General features: G+C 44.2%; 19 protein-coding genes and 1 tRNA gene. 15 read left to right on the top strand and 5 right to left on the bottom strand.

The features are described 5' to 3' along the window. Positions 1 to 36: 36 nt before the first annotated feature. On the top strand, positions 37 to 1,389 hold the full coding sequence (locus tag Q5866_RS03715; RefSeq protein WP_099290921.1) for a redoxin family protein: 1,353 nt from the start codon (positions 37 to 39) through the stop codon (positions 1,387 to 1,389). A 3-nt stretch (positions 1,390 to 1,392) separates the two neighbouring features. Here Q5866_RS03715 and mutL read toward each other — a convergent pair whose 3' ends face one another. Genes mutL through Q5866_RS03695 form a run of 4 tightly spaced genes read right to left on the bottom strand, consistent with a single transcriptional unit; the run spans position 1,393 to position 5,460 of the window. Beyond that, a complete protein-coding gene (gene mutL, locus Q5866_RS03710) occupies positions 1,393 to 3,276 on the bottom strand; it encodes a DNA mismatch repair endonuclease MutL (RefSeq protein ID WP_099290920.1) in 1,884 nt (627 codons plus the stop codon). A 10-nt stretch (positions 3,277 to 3,286) separates the two neighbouring features. Further along, on the bottom strand, positions 3,287 to 3,595 hold the full coding sequence (locus tag Q5866_RS03705; protein WP_303178883.1) for a hypothetical protein: 309 nt from the start codon (positions 3,593 to 3,595) through the stop codon (positions 3,287 to 3,289). 23 nt (positions 3,596 to 3,618) lie between these two features. After that, entirely contained in the window at positions 3,619 to 4,707 is a 1,089-nt protein-coding gene (locus tag Q5866_RS03700; protein WP_292267913.1) for a lysylphosphatidylglycerol synthase transmembrane domain-containing protein, read from the bottom strand. Between the two features lie 42 nt (positions 4,708 to 4,749). After that, positions 4,750 to 5,460 carry a hypothetical protein gene (locus Q5866_RS03695; protein ID WP_303178880.1) on the bottom strand — a complete coding sequence of 237 codons (711 nt, stop codon included), beginning with the start codon at positions 5,458 to 5,460 and terminating at the stop codon, positions 4,750 to 4,752. 865 nt (positions 5,461 to 6,325) lie between these two features. Between Q5866_RS03695 and Q5866_RS03690 the strand changes: the two genes are divergently transcribed. The 8 genes from Q5866_RS03690 (at position 6,326) to Q5866_RS03655 (ending at position 9,877) form a co-directional block, all read left to right on the top strand. Beyond that, positions 6,326 to 6,631 carry a hypothetical protein gene (locus Q5866_RS03690; protein ID WP_303178879.1) on the top strand — a complete coding sequence of 102 codons (306 nt, stop codon included), beginning with the start codon at positions 6,326 to 6,328 and terminating at the stop codon, positions 6,629 to 6,631. A gap of 88 nt (positions 6,632 to 6,719) precedes the next feature. Further along, positions 6,720 to 7,244, top strand: coding sequence for a Panacea domain-containing protein (locus tag Q5866_RS03685; protein ID WP_303178877.1), 525 nt, complete (start codon positions 6,720 to 6,722; stop codon positions 7,242 to 7,244). Further along, a complete protein-coding gene (locus tag Q5866_RS03680) occupies positions 7,244 to 7,705 on the top strand; it encodes a hypothetical protein (protein ID WP_303178876.1) in 462 nt (153 codons plus the stop codon). Before Q5866_RS03685 ends, Q5866_RS03680 begins: the two co-directional genes overlap by 1 nt. Before the next feature lie 7 nt (positions 7,706 to 7,712). Beyond that, entirely contained in the window at positions 7,713 to 7,988 is a 276-nt protein-coding gene (locus Q5866_RS03675) for a hypothetical protein (protein ID WP_303178874.1), read from the top strand. Positions 7,989 to 8,109: 121 nt separating this feature from the next. Beyond that, a complete protein-coding gene (locus Q5866_RS03670; RefSeq protein ID WP_303178873.1) occupies positions 8,110 to 8,430 on the top strand; it encodes a hypothetical protein in 321 nt (106 codons plus the stop codon). After that, entirely contained in the window at positions 8,411 to 8,962 is a 552-nt protein-coding gene (locus Q5866_RS03665; RefSeq protein ID WP_303178871.1) for a hypothetical protein, read from the top strand. The genes Q5866_RS03670 and Q5866_RS03665 overlap by 20 nt, the downstream gene beginning before the upstream one ends. 84 nt (positions 8,963 to 9,046) lie before the next feature. Then, a complete protein-coding gene (locus Q5866_RS03660; protein ID WP_303178870.1) occupies positions 9,047 to 9,529 on the top strand; it encodes a hypothetical protein in 483 nt (160 codons plus the stop codon). A 99-nt stretch (positions 9,530 to 9,628) separates the two neighbouring features. Then, positions 9,629 to 9,877, top strand: a complete 249-nt coding sequence (locus tag Q5866_RS03655) for a DUF5053 domain-containing protein (protein WP_303178868.1) — start codon at positions 9,629 to 9,631, stop codon at positions 9,875 to 9,877. A gap of 95 nt (positions 9,878 to 9,972) precedes the next feature. Here Q5866_RS03655 and Q5866_RS03650 read toward each other — a convergent pair. Continuing rightward, positions 9,973 to 10,046 (bottom strand) — tRNA-Ala (locus Q5866_RS03650). A gap of 695 nt (positions 10,047 to 10,741) precedes the next feature. Between Q5866_RS03650 and Q5866_RS03645 the strand changes: the two genes are divergently transcribed. From Q5866_RS03645 to Q5866_RS03620, 6 genes are all read left to right on the top strand, one after another. Beyond that, entirely contained in the window at positions 10,742 to 11,323 is a 582-nt protein-coding gene (locus tag Q5866_RS03645) for an RNA polymerase sigma-70 factor (RefSeq protein ID WP_303178866.1), read from the top strand. 110 nt (positions 11,324 to 11,433) lie between these two features. After that, a complete protein-coding gene (locus Q5866_RS03640) occupies positions 11,434 to 12,594 on the top strand; it encodes a FecR family protein (RefSeq protein WP_303178864.1) in 1,161 nt (386 codons plus the stop codon). A gap of 98 nt (positions 12,595 to 12,692) precedes the next feature. Further along, positions 12,693 to 16,289: a SusC/RagA family TonB-linked outer membrane protein gene (locus Q5866_RS03635; protein ID WP_303178863.1), complete on the top strand. Its 3,597-nt coding sequence runs from the start codon at positions 12,693 to 12,695 to the stop codon at positions 16,287 to 16,289. 11 nt (positions 16,290 to 16,300) lie between these two features. Further along, a complete protein-coding gene (locus tag Q5866_RS03630; RefSeq protein ID WP_186974559.1) occupies positions 16,301 to 17,926 on the top strand; it encodes a RagB/SusD family nutrient uptake outer membrane protein in 1,626 nt (541 codons plus the stop codon). After that, positions 17,911 to 18,579, top strand: a complete 669-nt coding sequence (locus Q5866_RS03625; RefSeq protein ID WP_186974558.1) for a hypothetical protein — start codon at positions 17,911 to 17,913, stop codon at positions 18,577 to 18,579. Before Q5866_RS03630 ends, Q5866_RS03625 begins: the two co-directional genes overlap by 16 nt. An 11-nt stretch (positions 18,580 to 18,590) precedes the next feature. Beyond that, positions 18,591 to 19,349 (top strand): hypothetical protein, encoded by a 759-nt coding sequence (locus Q5866_RS03620; protein WP_186974557.1) that lies wholly within the window; start codon positions 18,591 to 18,593, stop codon positions 19,347 to 19,349. Positions 19,350 to 19,364: the final 15 nt, after the last annotated feature.

Below are 19,364 nucleotides of genomic sequence, written 5' to 3'. Positions count from 1 at the left end.
TTATTAATTTAGCAAATTGTAAACTAGGCAGGCTAGATGATGGGTAAAATTGGTGGTATATTGTTGGTGATGATTTGTTTGATGTGGTGTTGTAATACCCGCAAAACTGTCATGGAGTTGAATTTGGTCGGTACTTCCGGGATGAAACCGGAGTTAGTGATGAACGGAAGCGAGCGTGTGATAGACGTGAACGAGATGGGGTATGCCAAATTGGTCATGCAAGAGGGCGAAAACGGGTATGCCACTTTGAGGTACGGGAAAGACCGGATTCCTTTATTTATAGAGGATGGGAAATCATTGGTCGTTTATGTGTACGGTGACCACGCGAAAGGAAATACGCGTTTCGAGGGCACCGGGGCTTCCAAAACAATTTATTTGAACAGTCTGGAATCGAGGAATAAGTCCTTCGAGTACGAGTTGGATGGGGAAGAGTTTTTGCAACAACTGAAGGAGCATGTGGCAGAACAGATTTATTATCTGGATACGATGGAGTTTGACGAGGCTTTCAAGGAAATGGAGCGTAACCGGATAAAATTTTCGGCTTACACGGTGTTGGAAAATTATCCGTTGTATCACGCGTGGAGCACGGGGAATAAGGATTATCAACTCGATACGTCCTATCTTGACAGTGTCAAAGGGTTTATAAAGGAAGACGAGAAATTGTTGGTATTGAAAGAATACCAAGAGGGTATGGCTTCTTTGGTTTCGGTAATCAGCACCTCCCGGTTGAAGGAGTATGACGCTTACAAACGGGTGACGGCACAATTCGATTACGTGATTCACAATCTGACAAACAGTACGTTGATAGAATTTCTGATCGATCATTACGCTTATAATTATTTGTTGGGTGCGGGAGTGGACGAACACATGGGAACGATCTTGAGAACGTATGACACGTACGTGAAAGACGTGAAGATGCGGAAGCGTTTCTATGACGGGTACGAGCGATGTATGAAGATCGTGTCCGGTAGGCCGGCTATGAATTTCGTGTTCACGGATATGGCGGGGCAGGCTTTCAGACTGGATGATTTCCGGGGGAAATATCTCTTTATCAACGTGTGGGCGACATGGGGAGTACCCTGTCGGGCGGAAAATGTTTATTGGGAGAAGTTGGAAAAAGAGTTCGAGAACGAGAATATCGTGTTTATTGCCGTTGCCTGTGATAAAGACCGTGCCATGTGGGAGAAACGGGTACGGGAGAATCCGAAGGGCGAGGTGCAATTGTACATGGGAAGCGATCGTTCCTTTATGGACTTTTACATGATACGGGGGATCCCGCGGTTTATACTGATCAGTCCCGACGGGCGGATTATCGATTCGGATATGTCCCGTCCATCGAATCCCGAAACGGCGAAGGTATTGCGCGCTTATCTGAAAAGTAGCAAGTGATTTTTATTTGAACCACTGGGTCACATCCTCGTTTTTCAGGATGTGGATGATAGTTTTGCCGTCGGCCGTGTAATTCGGGTGTCGGCAAGAGAAGAGGTTGTCAAAAAGATCACTCATTTCTTGTCTGTCCAGCGGGGTGTTATAGTCCAGTGCGGCGGCTTTTGCCAAAGAGAGGGCGATTCGTTCCCGCATCTTGTCCCGGATGGAACCTTCCGTGTTCTTGTAATGCTCGATCAGGCTCATCAGAACTTCTTTCCCTCGTGAGGTCGATAAGTCGGGAGGTGTAGAATATATGGCATAACAATTTTTCCCGAATTCTCCCAGCTCGAATCCTAAAAGCATGAGATCGTCGAGAATGTCTTTCACGAGCATGAAATCTTCTGCCGATAATTCCAGTGTTTCGGGAAACAGGCTTTTCTGTCCTCCTGCGGCTTGGTGGGACAATGTTTCCTTGTAACGCTCGAACAGGATGCGTTCGTGTGCCCGTTTCTGATCGATAAACATGAGGCCGGAATGAACGGGGGTCACGATGTAACGACCTTTCATTTGCACGAATGAGATGACGCCCTCGTGCTCTTCCTGTTTTTCCGCCATTTCCGGGATTTCGGTTTGGATTTCTTCCTGTTTATCCTCCAGTCCGGCAAAGAGGGCGTCCCAATTAGCGGGCACCTGTTCTTTGCGGTGGTGCTCGTACTCCCGTTGGCTACCGCCCCCGCTGCTTCCGCTCGTTCTCGCTTTTTGTTCGAAATCCGAATCCTCTTTTGAAATGGAGGTGGAGTAGTTAAACGGGTTATAGTTCGGGTTATAGCTTACTTTCGGTACTTTCGGCACGATTGGGGTGTCGGGTAGCACGAAGTCCACTTTGTCCGCCGTGTCAAAATCGATGGTCGGGATCACGTTGAATTTTCCCAATGCTTCCTTGACACTGGCAAGGATAATCTGGAAAATAGCACTCTCGTCCTGAAATTTAATTTCGGTTTTGGTCGGGTGTATATTGACGTCTATAATAGACGGGTCTACCGTGAAATACAAGAAATACGAGGGGATCATGTCTGCGCTGATCAGTCCTGCGTAGGCCTCCGTGAGTGCCTTGTGGAAGAAGTTGTGCTTCATGAAGCGGTCGTTCACGAAAAAATATTGTTCCCCGTAAGTTTTACGGGCATGCTGCGGCACGCAGATAAAACCGTTGATGGTGACAATACCGGTTTCGCAATTCACGGAGAGTAGTTTGGAATTGATCGCCTTGCCGAAGGCGTTCACGATACGTTGCCGTAGTCCGGATGCGGGAAGATTATATATTTCATTCCCGTTGTTTGTCAAGGTAAATGCCACTTCGGGTGTGGCAAGGGCTACCCGCAGAAATTCGGTCGTGATGTTACGCAATTCGGTGTTGTCCGATTTCAGAAATTTCCGGCGGGCGGGGATCGTGTAAAACAAGTTTTTCACGAGCATATTCGTTCCGCGGGGACAACTGATGCTTTCCTGATTCTTTAACTCGGAATCGGCGACAAAAAGATAAGTTCCCAGCTCGTCTTCTTCCCGACGGGTACGTAATTCCACTTCTGCCACCGAAGCGATAGAGGCAAGGGCTTCTCCGCGGAACCCCATGGTGCGTATGTTAAATAAGTCTTGGGCGCAAGAGATTTTGGAGGTGGCGTGTCGTTCGAATGCCATACGGGAATCTCTCGGCGACATTCCTTTCCCGTCGTCGATGATTTGAATGAATCCTTTTCCCGCGTTCTTTAATATTACCTGAACCTTTGTCGCTCCCGCGTCAATGGAATTTTCCATCAATTCTTTCACGACGGAAGCCGGACGTTGCACGACTTCTCCCGCGGCAATCTGGTTTGCCACTGAATCGGGTAATAATTGAATAACATCTGCCATACCTGCGCTCCTAGAAGAATTTCATGATTACATCCAACTTGTAGGTCACCAGATAAAAAGCAACCATGAGCAGGATAATTAATATGAGAAACAAACGTGTGGAGTATCCTAATCCAGCCTTTGGACGTGTAGCTCTCTTTTTATTAAATTCCCGTTGTAATCCGGCACGCACGTCGGGGACGTATTCCGTTCCGTTTTCAGCGAGCTCCAGTTCGGCACGGATACGTTTCTCCCGTTCTTTACGGGCTTCCGCTTCGGGGTCCCAGTAACGGGGTTTCAGATTGAAGCGTCTGTATTCCGGTTGTTTAAATAGTCCCATGGTTCATTCTCCTCTTTAATTGTTTATTTTTTCGTTTGCTTGGCGGATTTCCCGAAACTGCGGGCAACCCACTTGGGTACGATAAACGCTCCTATAAACAGGTAAGGGTAGTAGCTGATGAGTCTCCAGAGAATGGCCATCGCGATGGCAACTCCCGCACTCGGTAGAAATTCCCCGAGATACTTGGAGAAAACAAATTCCGCGAAACCACTACCTCCCGGTGTAGGGCTGACCAACATCATGATCCACATGACAAGTTGTCGTGCAAAGATAAGAAAATGTTGCGCCCAATCATAGCGTCCGAACCAAAAAGCTACAAGAATGGCGTTCACAACCCAGTAACGGGCAGTCCACGAGAAGAATGTAGCCCCGAAGGTTTTTAACCAGAAGGAGAAGGGCATCTTCCGCAATTCACGGGAATTACGAATAATGTCGGTTCCCGCCTCGTTGGCATCGTGACGCCATTTGCGAAGAATCCGCCATTTGAATAATTTCATGATCAACCATTTGAGGCCCCGGGGATTTTTGAATAACCCGTAACTCAATATGAGGAGGTAGGCTAATTTCACCCCGTAACCGATGGCCGCGAAAGCGATCAAGCTGTCCGCGACCGCCTTGGTCGTGTCGGGCATATACCACAAGGCTTGGTGGTTCACGCATAAAAGGATGATCGGGAACATGATGATAAAGTACAGTTCGTCGAGAAAGGAGGTTGCCATGACCATTGCCGAGCTTTTCCCGACGCCGATACCTTCCTTGTGCACGAAGAGGATGGCGAGGCTGGTTCCCCCGATGGCAGAGGGGGTGACCGCCGAGGTAAATTCCCACAGGAAGATGATGCGGAGTGATTGTATCCACGTGAGTTTATCGCCCGAAAGTACTTTGATTCGTACCACGTACCCGAAATCCCGGATTGCCATGCAGAGCACAGCCACGAACAGCCAGAACACGGTGTTCCACGTGAAGGTGATCATGTCGAATGCTTTCGGGTCGAATTCCCGGTATAGCATGTAGGATACCACCGCCAAGCCGATGACGATGGGGTATATGATCTTGTAAGGCCTGATTTTCTTTGTTAGTTTCCGGTTCTCCTCCGTGCTCTCCTGTGCCATAACTTCGTTCGTTTATTTTTGGCTAAATTACGAAATTGTATTTTACGCGGCAAGCGTATTTGTTCTTTTCGTCAGATCTTCATGGTAACGTTTGTTTACAGCCCGATGGATAAAGTACATGTAGGGTAAACCGAGATTGGTTTCCAGAAGTGAATTTACTACAATGGTCATGAAGCTGGGATTGCGTATACCCGTTACCAGAAGCACGAACTCCCATGCGAATTGCACTAGAATGCCAATGGCGAGTATCCAGACGATGTTGATTTTTTGGCTTTCGTCTTTGGTCTTTATGTTATGTATGCAGAGTATGGCGTAGCCGACAAATAGGATTAATGCCATAATACCGTGATACGCTCCGGTTCCCCGCGATATGGATATCGGGGCGAACCCGCCCCCGAAGTTCTGGCTGAGAAGCGAGCAGGTGAACCATGAGGCGATGATGAGTATCGACCATTCGAGAGCCCTTTTATCCCGGTCGAGCCAAAGCCAGATCCACACGAAGTTCGTGAAACCGTAACTCATGCTTAACCAGAGCAAAAACCAAAAGGGATCAGCCCCTTCTACCGAACGGGTACCCAAATAAAGATAGAAATAGCCATAATCGACTATAAAATAGAGCACTCCGGCAAGTAACCCCACGATAATGGCAAGGTATCTTTTGGTGTAAACAAGGATTGCACCCAAGAAAAGCAGGAAAGCGAAGTCCAGATACATGTAGAGAGCGTTCATCGAACGTGCTGCAATAACTTCCATTTTGTTGTTGTTTTAGGTTTTACGGGAAATAATTGCAGCATATTCTGTGCCAATTTTAGATTCAGACAGGTCGATATGTCTATACGGGTGATTGGGAAGCAGATGCGCGAGGAGTTATGTATTATAAGAATGCACGGGAGAAACTGAAAAGTATTGTGTGTGGGGTTTCTCCCGTGCGAGGATCGGCGTTTAACTAAACCAAAAAATCATGGCTTATGAAGTCACAAATATAAGAATTAAATTTGAAAACAAGATAAGAATATTCTCAATTATATGCTGTGCGGCTTGATTTGCGACAAGATAGTGCTATCTCGCGTCATTACCGCGATACCCGGGGATACAATAATTCCGAGAAAAGATGTTTGTATCATTTGTTCCTGTTACGATTGTTAATTTTCATGATTCCATTGTTGGAAACGGATGCTTTTATTATGATATGGAATTTTGTGTAGAGTTAGGCTATGGTGACTTTGATTGGAAGATAATGGATGAACTCTGATTCTTGATTTTAGGATGTCATTTTATTACAGTGGTTTACGATAAAGTAGAAAAAAATAACAACAATTTGTTACAACCGAAAGAATTAATACTTATATTTGTAGTGCTCGAATGAAATAAAGAACGCTAGTTGCATAAGAAGGGTTAGCCTCCGGTATGCTATTAGCGTTCTTTTTTTATTTCATCGAGCAAACGATTTAAGAAAAGAGACCGGAGGCTCTTTACAAGTAAGAGCATACGTTACATATAAAGATATTGTTACAATTTCCGTGACAATTTTTTGAAAATTTCAGTTTATAGGGGTAGGGCCGTGATGGTGACCTGCCCCATTTTTTATTTATCGCTTTTGGTATTCAGTTATCGTATTATGTGTGATCTTGGCGGCAGTGTACCCGTTAGGTGTACCGAGGATAGCATGGGTGATAATAACACGGTGCTTTTGTTCGTGTTGGAGTATTTGGGGAAGGTGTCGATTTCGCCGGAAGATGAGTTCGAGAGTTACGAACAATTGCAGGTTATGGCGAAGAAGATTAGGAAGAGGTTGATCGGGAATGCGGGTAGAGGAAACGTGTTGTTGAGATGTTTGGATTGTGCGTCGATAGAGATAGAGCCGGAATGGAATATCGCAGGGGCGTATAATGATTGGTCAGTGGTGTTTAGTTTTGAATGTTAAATTATTGTCGTGCAAAAGTTTTGCTATTGTTTTGCGAGTTTTTTTCGCGTACCTTTGTATAATAAATTAATATAATGCATTTTGTAATATGACAAATTTCCCATTTAATGAACGTAAAGCTTTAGCGGCGGTGCTGTTTGTTATTCAACAGTTGGGGGGAAGTGTAGGCAAGCATAAACTTGCTAAAATTTTGTATTTTGCGGATAGAAAACATCTAGTGAAGTATATGAGACCAATTTTTGGGGATGATTATATCGTCATGCCATATGGTCCGGTACCTTCTAGGGTATACGATGGGGTAAAAGGAGAAGGTGATGTTGTTTCTTTTCACGAGGCATTGAACGTGAAAAATAATATCGTGTTTGCGACGGAGCAAGCTGATATGGATGTATTGTCTCAGTCTGATATTGAGTGTTTGCAGGCTTCAGTGGCGGAGAACGGTAAGTTGTCTTTTCAGGAATTGGTAGAAAAATCGCATCAATTTGCTTATAAAAATGCGGACGGGAGAGTTATTTCAGTTCTTGATATGGCAAAGGAGGAAGGAGCTAGTGATGAAGTAATTGCTTATATTGAAGACGTGATGTCGGATTATCAGTTAATGACTTCTTTGTAATGCCTACATTAGGGGATCTTTTATCGGAATTTAGTGATATTCGGGCTCCAAAGATGTTTGTCGAGCCAGGGGTAGTGTTCAAGATATTTGATAGGAAGACAACGCCTCCCAAGTGGAAACGGCATGTAATTGTAGGTGTTTGCGAGGATGAAATACTCGTGGGAACGGTCAGAATAAATTCTACTATGAATGTGAACGTATACCGGGAACAGGAAAAACAATATCGCTGTTTAAAGTTGAAAAAGGAGGTTTATAGTTTTTTGGATTACGATTCGGTAATTGATTGTAATAATTTAATTCCGTCTAATTTAAATGGAGTAAAAAAACATTTTTGTGCAAGTCCGAGTTGTGTTTTAGGAAAATTACGTGTGGAAGATGTGGAAGAAATAAAATTGCGAATGGTTGATGCTCCAACTATATCTAAAGCAGATAAGATAAAGTTCGGCATTATACAAAAATGATTTTAAGATGATTGCTTTTTTATTGATATTATTCGGGGTTGTTATGCTGACGGTCGGTTTCGGATCAGCGATAAGGAGGCCTTTAAAGCAATCGAGAGAGAATGATTCTGGTATGTCGGAATTGGAGGCGTGGAAGTGTCTTGAAAAACGTTTTGGAATGGAGAGAGCGAGGGAGATTATGGAGGTGGAGAGATGGCGATATCGGGAATGGAATAAGGATATGAAGTGCTTGAAATGGGTGTTTGACACGAAAACGGGAGAATGGAATTTACAACCTAAGTAATATATAAGAAGCGGGAATTTTTAATTTAGTTGTAATCTCTTTGATTGATCTTTCGGCAAGAATGTATTTTTTTTCTTTGGTTTTACACGCTTTGAATCCTCGTTCTATTTTTTGGATTCAGATGATGTACGACGCATGTTTTGGAGAGTTTATTGCGGCAATGGTTTATTATAATCAATGTCGTGATATCCATGAGAATAAAATGTTTATGCATAAATTGTGTGCGGTAATGTACCCGTTGAAACCGTGGGATCCGGATAACATCCGTTTTGAAGATTTCGAAAGTCTACCATTTGAAGAATGCTTGACTTACTTGAACACGGAACATGTTTCTTTTGACGAGGTCCCGGGAGAATATAGCGGAGGAACGGCAGGAATTTTCTTCACGTTCACGATTGACATCCCTGTAAACTTGGAGTACGATGAATCAGACTGGAATTGATATATCCCCGACGATTGAAGCATGGGCAGAAATAACCATGAAGGTACTATTGCAGCGGATGGACACGTTTGGGTGGGGAAAGGAGGCAAAACATCTGCGAGATAGTTTAGAAAAAGGAAAACTTTCTTTGCACGCTTCCGGTGATGATAAGTTTTGGCTTGCTATGATGTTTAACTTGTACGGGCGTTTTGTTGATATGGGAGTCGGGAAAGATGTTTCACGATCAGACGTCAGTTTGGAAATAAATCAAAGAACTGGTAGTTTGCAGACCGTAAGGCAATCTAAACAATGGCTATCCGGGTATTGGTGGGCGCAAGTTCAACGACTGAAAGAAATTGTTAGAGATAAATATTCATCTTTAACAGCAATCACGATAACGGACGAGATTTCTAACTTGATGGGTAACTCTAAAACGACACGAGGTTTCAAGTATGCCGTAACTCAATCTCAACGTAACGCTCGAAATTATGCTCGACGACGAGCATTGCCTGGAAGCTGGACAAATAACCATAAAACGTGGAAACCGTATTAATAATTTGATGAAACATTTGTTCAATGAACAAATGTAGTTATATTTGTATCATTAACCACTGGGCGACCCCTAGAATAAAATGACATGAAAGGAATTGAATTATTACCATGGTTGACGGAAGAACAAAAAGAATTGTTGAAAACGTCTAATATGCAATACAAGAGATACGGTCGTATCTTTATAAGTATCGTGGGGTTTGAAAACAACACGGTAATGGTGAAAGTTGCCCAAAAAGAGAATGATATTCCAAAATATTTATCGGTTAAGGAATTGCGAGAACGGGTAAAGGGCGTTTTCGATGGGGTGTTGCCTGATGGGATGAAATTGTATATTGGAGCGGTTCCTTACACCCCGGATAATATGCCGGGTGTTACCGTGGAATGGATAAAGGAGCAACAAGCAAAGTTTGGATTAACGGATTCGGATCTTGCTAAAAGCGTGAACATCGATAATGCGAATCTACATAGGATCTTTAATCAACGAGGGTTGACAAAGATTCACAAGGCATTGTTTTACTATTTCTTTCGTGCTTACGAGTTGCAGGGAGTGGAAATACCTAAAGAATAAATCAACCATGAAAACCGAGACGAAAAAAGGATTGCAAACACTGGTAATCGTTGTCATAGCTTTAGTTATGAGGTGTCGGGAATAAAAAAAAACAACAGTATGGAAATGGTAATGAACACGGCAAAAGAGTCCCAGAGTATGAAGAAACAACTGGCTGATCTGTTGGTGGCAATTTCATGGGCTGATTTGTCCCGGACTTATTTCGGGAAGTCAAGTTCATGGTTATATCAACGAATAAACGGGAATAAAGTACATGGTAAACCTGCTAAATTTACGACACAGGAGTTAGAGAAATTGAGACATGCGTTAAGGGAGATTAGTCAAAGTATAGCGGGAATTGTTTTGTAAGAAGCAAAGACTTTTTAGCTGTTCGTGAAACGACGGAAACAAGAAATAAATAAAAAAGCAATTAACTGATGATGAGTCTGTTAATTGCTTTTTTGTGGAGAATATCGGAATCGAACCGACGACCTTTTGAATGCCATTCAAACGCTCTAGCCAACTGAGCTAATTCCCCGTTTGCGGATGCAAATATAGATAAATTATTGAAAATAGAAAATTCTTGGCTATGAATTTTCCGGGTGGTGAAGTAAACTATTGATTTACATTTGGTTTATTCCGCCTAATGTCGTGATGCAAATGGGTAATACTTGAGTTGTAATGCGGTTGTGCGTTTGTTGTATACACAGTGTAGAGATGCTTCGGGGTATATCTATGGCGAATCAATAACGGTAGAACATCGAATGAAGGAGCCTACTTTAGGGGAAAGATTACCTTTATGTCCGGGATTTTTCTTTTCGGTTAATTGATAGGTGGTTGCGGAGTTATGTGGTATATTAGGATTCGGGCAGAATCCGAAGAGAACCCGTGGAATTCCCGTGTCAAACACGCATCACTTTCGAATCACTCCCGCATCAAAGGCGCTTGGGAGTGTTTTTGATGCGGGAATGTTCAGAGTGTGGTGTAGGCGTGTGTACTGATTAGGCCGGATTCGGTACGGGATATAGATTACTTGAAGGTGTGTTCATGTCTTGAACGGGGGTGTTTATGAAAACACGTGGGCTCTTTATGAAAAATGGTTGGAGAAAGGGTAAGGCGGGTAGTATCTTGGTATTGGAGAAGTTCTTTGACATGTTGATTGGTATTTATATTTGAAAATGTGTTTCGTGATTTGCTTATTATTGTTACATTTGCCTTCCAAACTTGGCGTAAATGAGTACAGTAGAGAAGGAACGGGATTATTTTTCACGAATGCAGCAAGGTGATAAATGTGCGTTTGAGTATTTTTTTAAAACGTACGTGGATATGTTGTATGCTTATGCCATGGGTTTTTGCCGGGATCAAGACGTGGCGGAAGATTTGGTGCAGGAGGCTTTCGTGCGTTTTTGGACGATGCGGGAGAAGTTGTCTTACTCGGAGTCGATTTGCGGTTATCTTCAACGAACGGTAAGAAATATATGCATTAACCAGAAAGTGCGGGAGCGAGTGGAGGAAAAATATCGGCAGGCGGTTTTACATTCCGACGAGGATGAATTTTGTTGGGAAGACGACGATGAACTGGAAGAATTGCGGCGGCAGTTGTTGGAAGCGATTGACCGATTGCCGGAGAAATGTCGGGAAATATTTATTCTTAGTTGCGTGGAAGGGTTGAAGTATCAGGAGGTAGCTGACCAGTTGAGTGTTTCGATCAACACGGTAAAGACACAAGTGCGTTTCGGGTATAAAAAATTACGTTCCGATTTGAATATTCCGGGAAAAGTATTGATTGTACTTTTGACTATTCTATTGAAATAGAGGTGTTCATCGTGATGAGGTAAATATAATTTGATTTTATTCTGAAAAAAATATCTTTTTCTTTCACCCTTTTTTCTTCTCATCTTGTTAATGGGATATAAGATGAAGAAATGAAAGAAGAGAATACTGTTCATATTGAAAATATACTACGCCGTTTCCTTACGAAAGGGGAAGCGGTAAGGTGGGATGAACTGCGAAAGGAGTTGGGAAAGGATGAATATGCCCACGTGAAAAAGGAATTGCTTCGTTTGAGAGAAACCCGACTGGAGGCGAATCACGAGCGGATATGGGAAAAGATACAGGATGATTTGAGGCAGAAGACGAGGAAGCGGAAAATACTTCGTTTCGCGAGGTATGCCGCCGTGTTGATGCTTCCGTTAGCATTGGGAATATTGTTTTTGTTGTACCGGGAGGATGGGCAGATGCCGAAACTTGTCGCGGAGAATACTATCGCGGACACTACCGGTCTGCACGGGGCTTACTTGGTGCTGGACGGGGGGACAAAGGTGGAGTTGTCAAAACCTCACGTGGACACGATCTGGCGGGAGGATGGGATCGCTTTAGCGGTAGATACGTTGGGAACGTTGATGTACAACACGGTGAAGGCTGAGAATCCCAAGTTGTCTTATCACACGATTATCGTTCCGAGGGGAGGAGAATACACGCTGGTGTTAAATGACGGCAGTCGGGTACGATTGAATGCTGATTCCGAGTTGCGTTTTCCGATAGAATTTGCTTCGGGGGAAAGAAAGGTATTCTTGAAAGGCGAGGGATATTTTGAGGTGCAACGGGATACGACACGCCCGTTCCGGGTGGATGTGCACGGGGATGCTATGATAGAGGTATTGGGAACGGAATTTAATATCAATGCTTATCCGGAGAACGGGCAAATTTTCACGACATTGGTGGAAGGGAGCGTGAAGGTTGCGGGAATGATGTCCGATACGGCTGTTGTATTACAACCTCGTCAACAGGCGGCTTTGTTGGGGGGAAATATCCGTGTGCGAGAGGTAAATCCGGAGGATTATATCACGTGGATTAATGGACGATTCTATTTTGAAAGAATGCCGTTGGAAGAGATATTGTTGCAACTGGAACGGTGGTACGACTTGCAGGTGTTCTGGGCGAGCGAGGAGTTGAAGTCTTACGAGTTCACGGGAGCGGTTTGGAGAGATAATTCTATCCGGCAGACATTGGATATGATAGAGAAAACGACGGATGTTTGCTTCACGATTTCCGGTCGCACGGTGACGGTGACAGCTTCATTATAAGGAAAAACGGCATCTGTTAGCGCAGATACCGTCTTGTTCAAGAAACTAATCCGAAGTAGGATTCGGGATTAGTGATGTTAAACTATTAATACAAAGTTATGGAAAAAAATCAAACCATGCAACAGAAGGCTCCCCGGAGTTTCTGCTTGCGGTCTTTTCGGGTGACGAGAGCGTTTTTGGTTTTGTTGTTTTGTGGCTTGTGCATGACGGCGATGCCGGCAAACGCCCAGGATAGCAAGATCACTCTTCACGTGAAAGATATGCCGTTAGGGGATGTCGTCAAAGAATTGAGAAAACAAACCGGTAAAGATTTTCTTTTTAGCAACCGGGAGGTCGACGTAAATCAAAAGGTGACCGTGGACGTGACGGCTAAACCGTTGAAGGATGTGCTTCCCCTGGTTTTCGGGAAAAATTATCGTTTCGAGATCGAGGAAAACGTGGTTGTCGTGCGCCCGTTCGTGCAGACGACGGCTTCCGGGCAAAAGGGGTTACTGGTTTCGGGTGTGGTGCTGGACGAGAAGCAGCAGCCTCTGCCGGGTGTGACGGTAAAGCTCATGGGTACTACTGTCGGTACTGCAACTGCCCAGAACGGTAAGTTCGCGTTGCATTTGCCGATCACGGAGGGAACGCTGGAGTTCTCGTTCGTGGGCTTCAAAACACAGCAAATCGCATTCTCGGAAAGTACGCGGGATTCTATCCGGGTGATCTTGAAAGAGGATGTAGCCGGGTTGGATGAAGTACAGGTAATCGCTTACGGGCAACAGAAGAAACGGACGGTGATTAGTGCGATATCGTCCGTGAGGGCGGACGATATAAAGGAGTTGCCGACGCATAGTTTGGAGAGTTTGTTGCAGGGACATATGGCAGGTGTAGAAGTGAATAATATGTCCGGGGCTCCGGGAGGAGGTGGTTCAATCGTGGCGATTCGGGGGTATAATTCTCTTTTTGTCGATAAAGAGGGAGAGCGTAGTGCAGAGGGAGATGATCGGAAATACGGGACGCCACTTTACGTGGTAGACGGGGTGCCTATTCAGGCGTTTACTTCCCCGATCACGGGAACGAATACCTTGTCGAACTTAGACCCGTCGATGATCGAGTCAATCGAAGTGTTGAAAGATGCGGCTTCCGCCGCTATTTACGGGTCGCGTGCCGGTAACGGGGTAATTTTGATTACCACGAAAAAAGGACGTTCAGGACAGGCTAAGTTTTCGGTAAATGTTTCTTATTCTGCATCATGGTTGCCGGAGACTCCCACGCAGACGGGAGGAAACTTGGAACGTAAGTTTAATATTTACGGGTTACGGAATACGGTTACCCCCTATCAAGACAAGGATGGAAACTGGAAAATACCCACTTCTTACGAGGAGATTTATAATTTTAAGGGAACTTCAACCAATCAACCCGAGTATGATTGGTTTTGGGGGACAAACGGGAATTGTAATACCGCACTTTTCTTGCAGGATAGTTTGAACGAGTTTTATAACAATTCCACGGATTGGTGGAGGTACACTTATCGCACGGCGAACGTGTACAACGCGAATATTCAGGCAAGCGGGGGAACGGAAAAGGTGCGGTATATGCTGGGAGCAGGTTATTACAAGGAAGAAGGTATCATGAATGGTAGCGATTACCAGCGGGTGAACGTGTTGACGAATGTTTCGGTTCATCCCACGGAACGTCTTACTTTGGATAACCAGATTTCTCTGTCTTACACGGACCGGAGCCGGGGAGGGAACACGTCTTCTGCCAAAAAGGTGGAAGGAATTGTCGTGAATCCCATGCAAACGACGACTTTGTATCCCGGGAGTTCTTATATTAAGGAATATATGCTGGAGAGATTGAATTCCGTTTCCCAGAAAAATCACGGGTATGGTGCTCGTTACGGGATGGTGTTGAGCTATGAAATTATTCGTAATTTGAATTTGAAGATTTCGGGTAGCGTGGACTATAGCCAGGAAAATTTGAACCAGTTCCAGCCGAGTGCCTTGGATAAGTATTATCATTGGTCTGTATCGGACGGGAATATCGGTCGTAATTTGTCGATTTTGAATGAAAACTTGTTAAATTATAGTTTTACGCTTAGACAGAATCATAATTTTGGCATATTACTGGGGTTATCGTTCCAGAAAGATCAAGCTTATTCAAACGCCGGTTCCGGTCGTAATGGGCCGAATGATTTCGTGCAATACGTGCAAGGGCAATGGGGGGACAAGAACGGCTTAGTGAATCTGGTTGATCCTGCACTTAAGGATAAACAGGAGCCGATGTATGGTTCCGCGTATACTTACTCTTCGGATTTCGAGGAAGAACGGATGAACAGTTATTTCGGTCGCTTCATGTACAATTACAAGGAGAAATATATGCTTGAGGCGACAATTCGCCGGGACGGTTCTTCTGTTTTCGGTGAAAAAGTGCGTTGGGCGACTTTCCCGTCGGTAGCCGTGGGGTGGGCTTTTTCGGACGAGCCTTTCTTGAAGAATTTGTACTGGTTGAGTTTCGGTAAAGTACGTGTCAGCTGGGGGAAATCGGGACAAAAATTCAGACAGCGTTATCTGGCTCACGGGTTGATGAAGGATAGTGAGAATTCTTTTAACGGGAGTTTCGGGATTGAGCCGGATGCTTCCGGGGGTGTTATTAACAGGAAGTTGACTTGGGAGGAGACAGATCAGTACGACTTGGGTTTGGATGTCAGTTTGTTCAATTACCGGGTTAAATTGACTGCCGATTATTACTACCGCAAGACTACCGGACAATTGAATCAAATGAAACTTCCTACCGATGTTTCCTTCCATAATTTCCAGTGGAGAAATGATTTAGGCGTGGAGAACCAAGGGTTTGAAGTGGAATTGACTGCCGATTTCTTCCGGGAAACGGCTGTGAAATGGAGGATGAAATTCAATATTTCCCGGAACTGGAATCGCTTTGTTAAAAGTGCCAATAACCGCGATTTACAGGGAAATGTGCTGGGAAAACCATTGTACCGGATATCCGTGTATAAAACGGACGGATTCTACAATAGCATGGACGAGGTGCCGCGTTATTTCACGGAATCGAACGGCATACCCAAGCCTTTGACGGCTGAAGGGGCTTACGCTATCTTTTTCCCGGGAACCCGGAAAATCCTTGATTTGAATGGCGACGGCAAAATTAGTAGTGATGATATGTATTACGCGGATAGCCCTCTTCCTTTGGCACATGGCGGGTTTATCAATGAAATCACGTGGAAGCAATTTGATTTGAACGTGTTGTTCACTTATTCTTTGGGACGGCACACGATCAATTCGTATAAATATTTGAATGCGGACGTGGCAATGACGGATGGAAGTCCTTTACTTGGGGACGTGCGTAACTATAATGTCTGGACGGGACCGGATGGCAAGCATCATGATTTTCCTCGCGTGCAGTTGTACTCGACTCTGAATAACCAATACGTTGGTACGTATGATGAAGCGATTGAGAATGTGCATTTCATTCGATTGAAACAACTCACCTTGGGATATAACTTGCACGAGCGGATAGCCAAGAAGGTCGGTCTTTCGGGTGTGCGGTTGTTCCTGACGATGGAGAATTTGTTTTTGTTGACGAATTATTCCGGTTTGGATCCGGAAACCGTGGATATTACTTCGGGTGTGGATGCTTTACAAGCTTACCCGTTGCCGAGAAAGTTTACCGTTGGGTTAACCATTAATTTTTAAAGAGTATGGATATGAAAAAGATATTTGTCATGATATTGCTCTTGCCGTTGTTCTCATGTAATGATTGGTTGAACGTGGAGTCGGAGAAGTCGGTTACTTATTTGAACTATTTCAAGAGCGAACAGGATTTGGAAAGCACGTTGATAGCGATGTTCGGTTATGAGAAGAGAGTATGTGGGGATGTCATTTCTCGGACATTCGACTACACGGGTTTAAGGTGTGATGATCTGGCAGAACGGAACGGATACCGGGAATTGGATAAAAATAGCTTTTTTAATATGCAAAGGCAAGAGAATTGGGCCCTGCAATATAACGCTATTTATCTAACCAATATGCTTGAAGAAAATCGTTTCCGTTTTGAAAATATTTCCGAAGAAAGAGCGGATTATTGGATTGCCCAGGCTAATTTTATAAAAGCCTATATGTATTTCGATTTGGCGCGTAACTGGGGGGATGTTCCCTTGGCTCCCGGAACGGAATCGATCAGCGAGGTGCCAAAAAGTTCCGTGGATACGATTTTGAGGGAAGCGATACGGTGCGCGGAAATAGCCTTGATTCTTCCCACGCATGACAAGCTGACGGATGCTAACGGAAATAGTGTTTCCTCGAAACAGTATGCCAGTTTAGGTACGGTACACACGTTGCTAGCCAATATCTATGCCTGGATGGGTGGACTTTACGGCAAGGAGGAATACTGGAAAAAAGCGGAAGAGCATGCTTCGCTTGTTATTGATAATAAGGTCGGTTCTTACGCTCTGGAAGAAACGATTGGGGAGATGCGAGATAAAGCATTGGGTGTCGGTCGTAATAGCGATGAAACGATTTTTAGTATCGCGATAAATTCGCGAGACGAAGATCGCTATTGGAATAATTTTTTTGAGTGTCGTTATTCGGGGCTACTTTTATTGGCTTGGCCTTACACGGGTGTTACCGTGGAAGATTTCGATTATGCTTACGTGCCGAAGATAACGGTTGAAACCGTCGAGAATATTTATTCGGATCCTGCCGATACGCGAAAGGCGGTGTACTGGAAAGATTTGGGAGAAGTGACTTTCCCGAGTATAGACTGGGTTTATGACCCGGAGTTAGATGATTACGTGGAAGAAGAAGTGGAAATTATTTCTCAATACGCCTTTTTAAACAAGTGGGATAAGGTGATTAATTCTACTAATCCTACTATTATTGAGGGAGGAGAGTCTTCTTTGTTGGCGATGGACGGCGATCGGGTGGTATGGCGGTTGGCGGATTTGATTTTGCTAAGGGCGGAATGCCGGACACGTTTGAAAATGGCTACTGCCGTGGAGGATTTAGACCGGGTTCGGGAACGTGCGGGATTGGAAAAATACTCGGGAAGTACGGACTCGGAAATCCTGCGAAAGGAGATTTTCTACGAACGGGAGCGGGAGCTTTTCGGGGAAGGACAACGTTATTTTGACATCGTGAGAAATGGTTACTACCGGGAGGAATACCCGTATGCGGATATGTACGGGGAAAGTTATTTCCTGTCATACAAGTACGCGGCATTGACGGATGAAGACGTGAAAAACGGGGCGTTATATTTACCGGTAGCGAGAAAATCTATGGAAGAGAACACATCAGTGAAACAAAATACATATTGGTTATGGCATCAAAATTAAGATATTCATTTATGGGCTTTGTTGCCCTGATGGTCGTGTTAGGAAGTTCCTGCACGAAGTACAATTATATCGATGGCGGCTTGGCGAACGGGAAGCATGATTGTTCTATGTGGGAGTATTTTCACACGGATGGTTATGATTGGGACTCCACGATTATTATGATCGAGCACGCCGGGTTAAAATCTCTTTTCGACGGTACGGGAGAGTACAAAGAGATTACTTTTTTCGGTTTGACAAATCACAGTATCCGCGGGTATATGTTGGATATTAACAAGAATCTGGAGGAAAATGATCCGAATTTCTTGCATCGGGTGACGGATATTTCTGCTGCTAAATGCAAAGATGTATTGGAAAAGTTGGTTGTCCCGAAACGAGTGATGTTGAAAGATATTCCCAGGGGTAACCGGGTGAGAATTTCAAACGATTACGACGAGAGGGAAGGAACTACTTTACAGAGTATCCGGGGTGAACTTTTTCTTTGGACAGTGAGAAGTACATGGGAAAATGTACAGGATGTCGGAGCCGTTAGTTTGTTTGTTGCCAGCCATAACGTGATAGGTGGTAAAAATGAAGTAGTCGCTTCAACGGATATACAGACCACGAACGGGATTGTGCAAGCTTTGAATTACGATTTCGACTTCAAAAACTTTTAAACAGGTGTGTTATGAAAAGAATTATGTATGTATTGATGTTAGGTTTTGTCTTCGGCCTTTCTGCTTGTGAAAAGGTGGAGGTGGGATATCTGGAGACTAATAATGCCGTTTATTCGATAGACACGCTATTCCTTTACAATGTGGAGGAGCGGCTGGTGGAGTATAAGGAATATGAGGCAAAATTTAATGAACAGGCAGGTCCTATAAATCAGCGGCTTGAAGCGATAGAAGAGGAGATAGAAGAGAAACGATATGAAATATATGATATTGATGATATATTGTATGATCTTAATTACGAGATAGAGGCGGGAACTGCAACTGATGAGATGCGGGCTGAATATGACAGGCTAATGGAGGAACGTGAAGGTATCAATGCTGAAATTAGAAAACTAGAGAATGAAAGATGGGACAAGCGGGACGAACTTAAGCGAATAGCAAAGGAACTGGGTTTCGATTCTGCCGCACAGATTACGGATGGGGTGGCAAAGTTGGAGAATACATTGAAGTATAATATACCGTGGAATACCTCTCCGTTAGGGGGAATATTGGGAACCCAACCTATGACTTATTCTATTGGCGAGATAAAGAACGAAAAACCGGAAAACGCGGAGTTGTTCCGTAAATCCCTGTCGATCATGGGAGGAGGAATCATGTTTGTCGCGTTTGATGTAGAGGCTCCCGCGGGAACTTATACCGTGTCAGTTGTCGTTGAAAACGAGGGACAACGTGCGGTTTTGGAGGATGCGTTTACGTTTATTCTGGAGGAATAGTATGATAAATCTTGA

It is taken from the genome of uncultured Butyricimonas sp., assembly GCF_959596855.1.
Taxonomy (GTDB): Bacteria; Bacteroidota; Bacteroidia; order Bacteroidales; family Marinifilaceae; genus Butyricimonas; species Butyricimonas muris.
The sequence above is the reverse complement of the archived record's forward strand: the minus strand, read 5'-3'. Positions and strand labels throughout refer to the sequence as shown.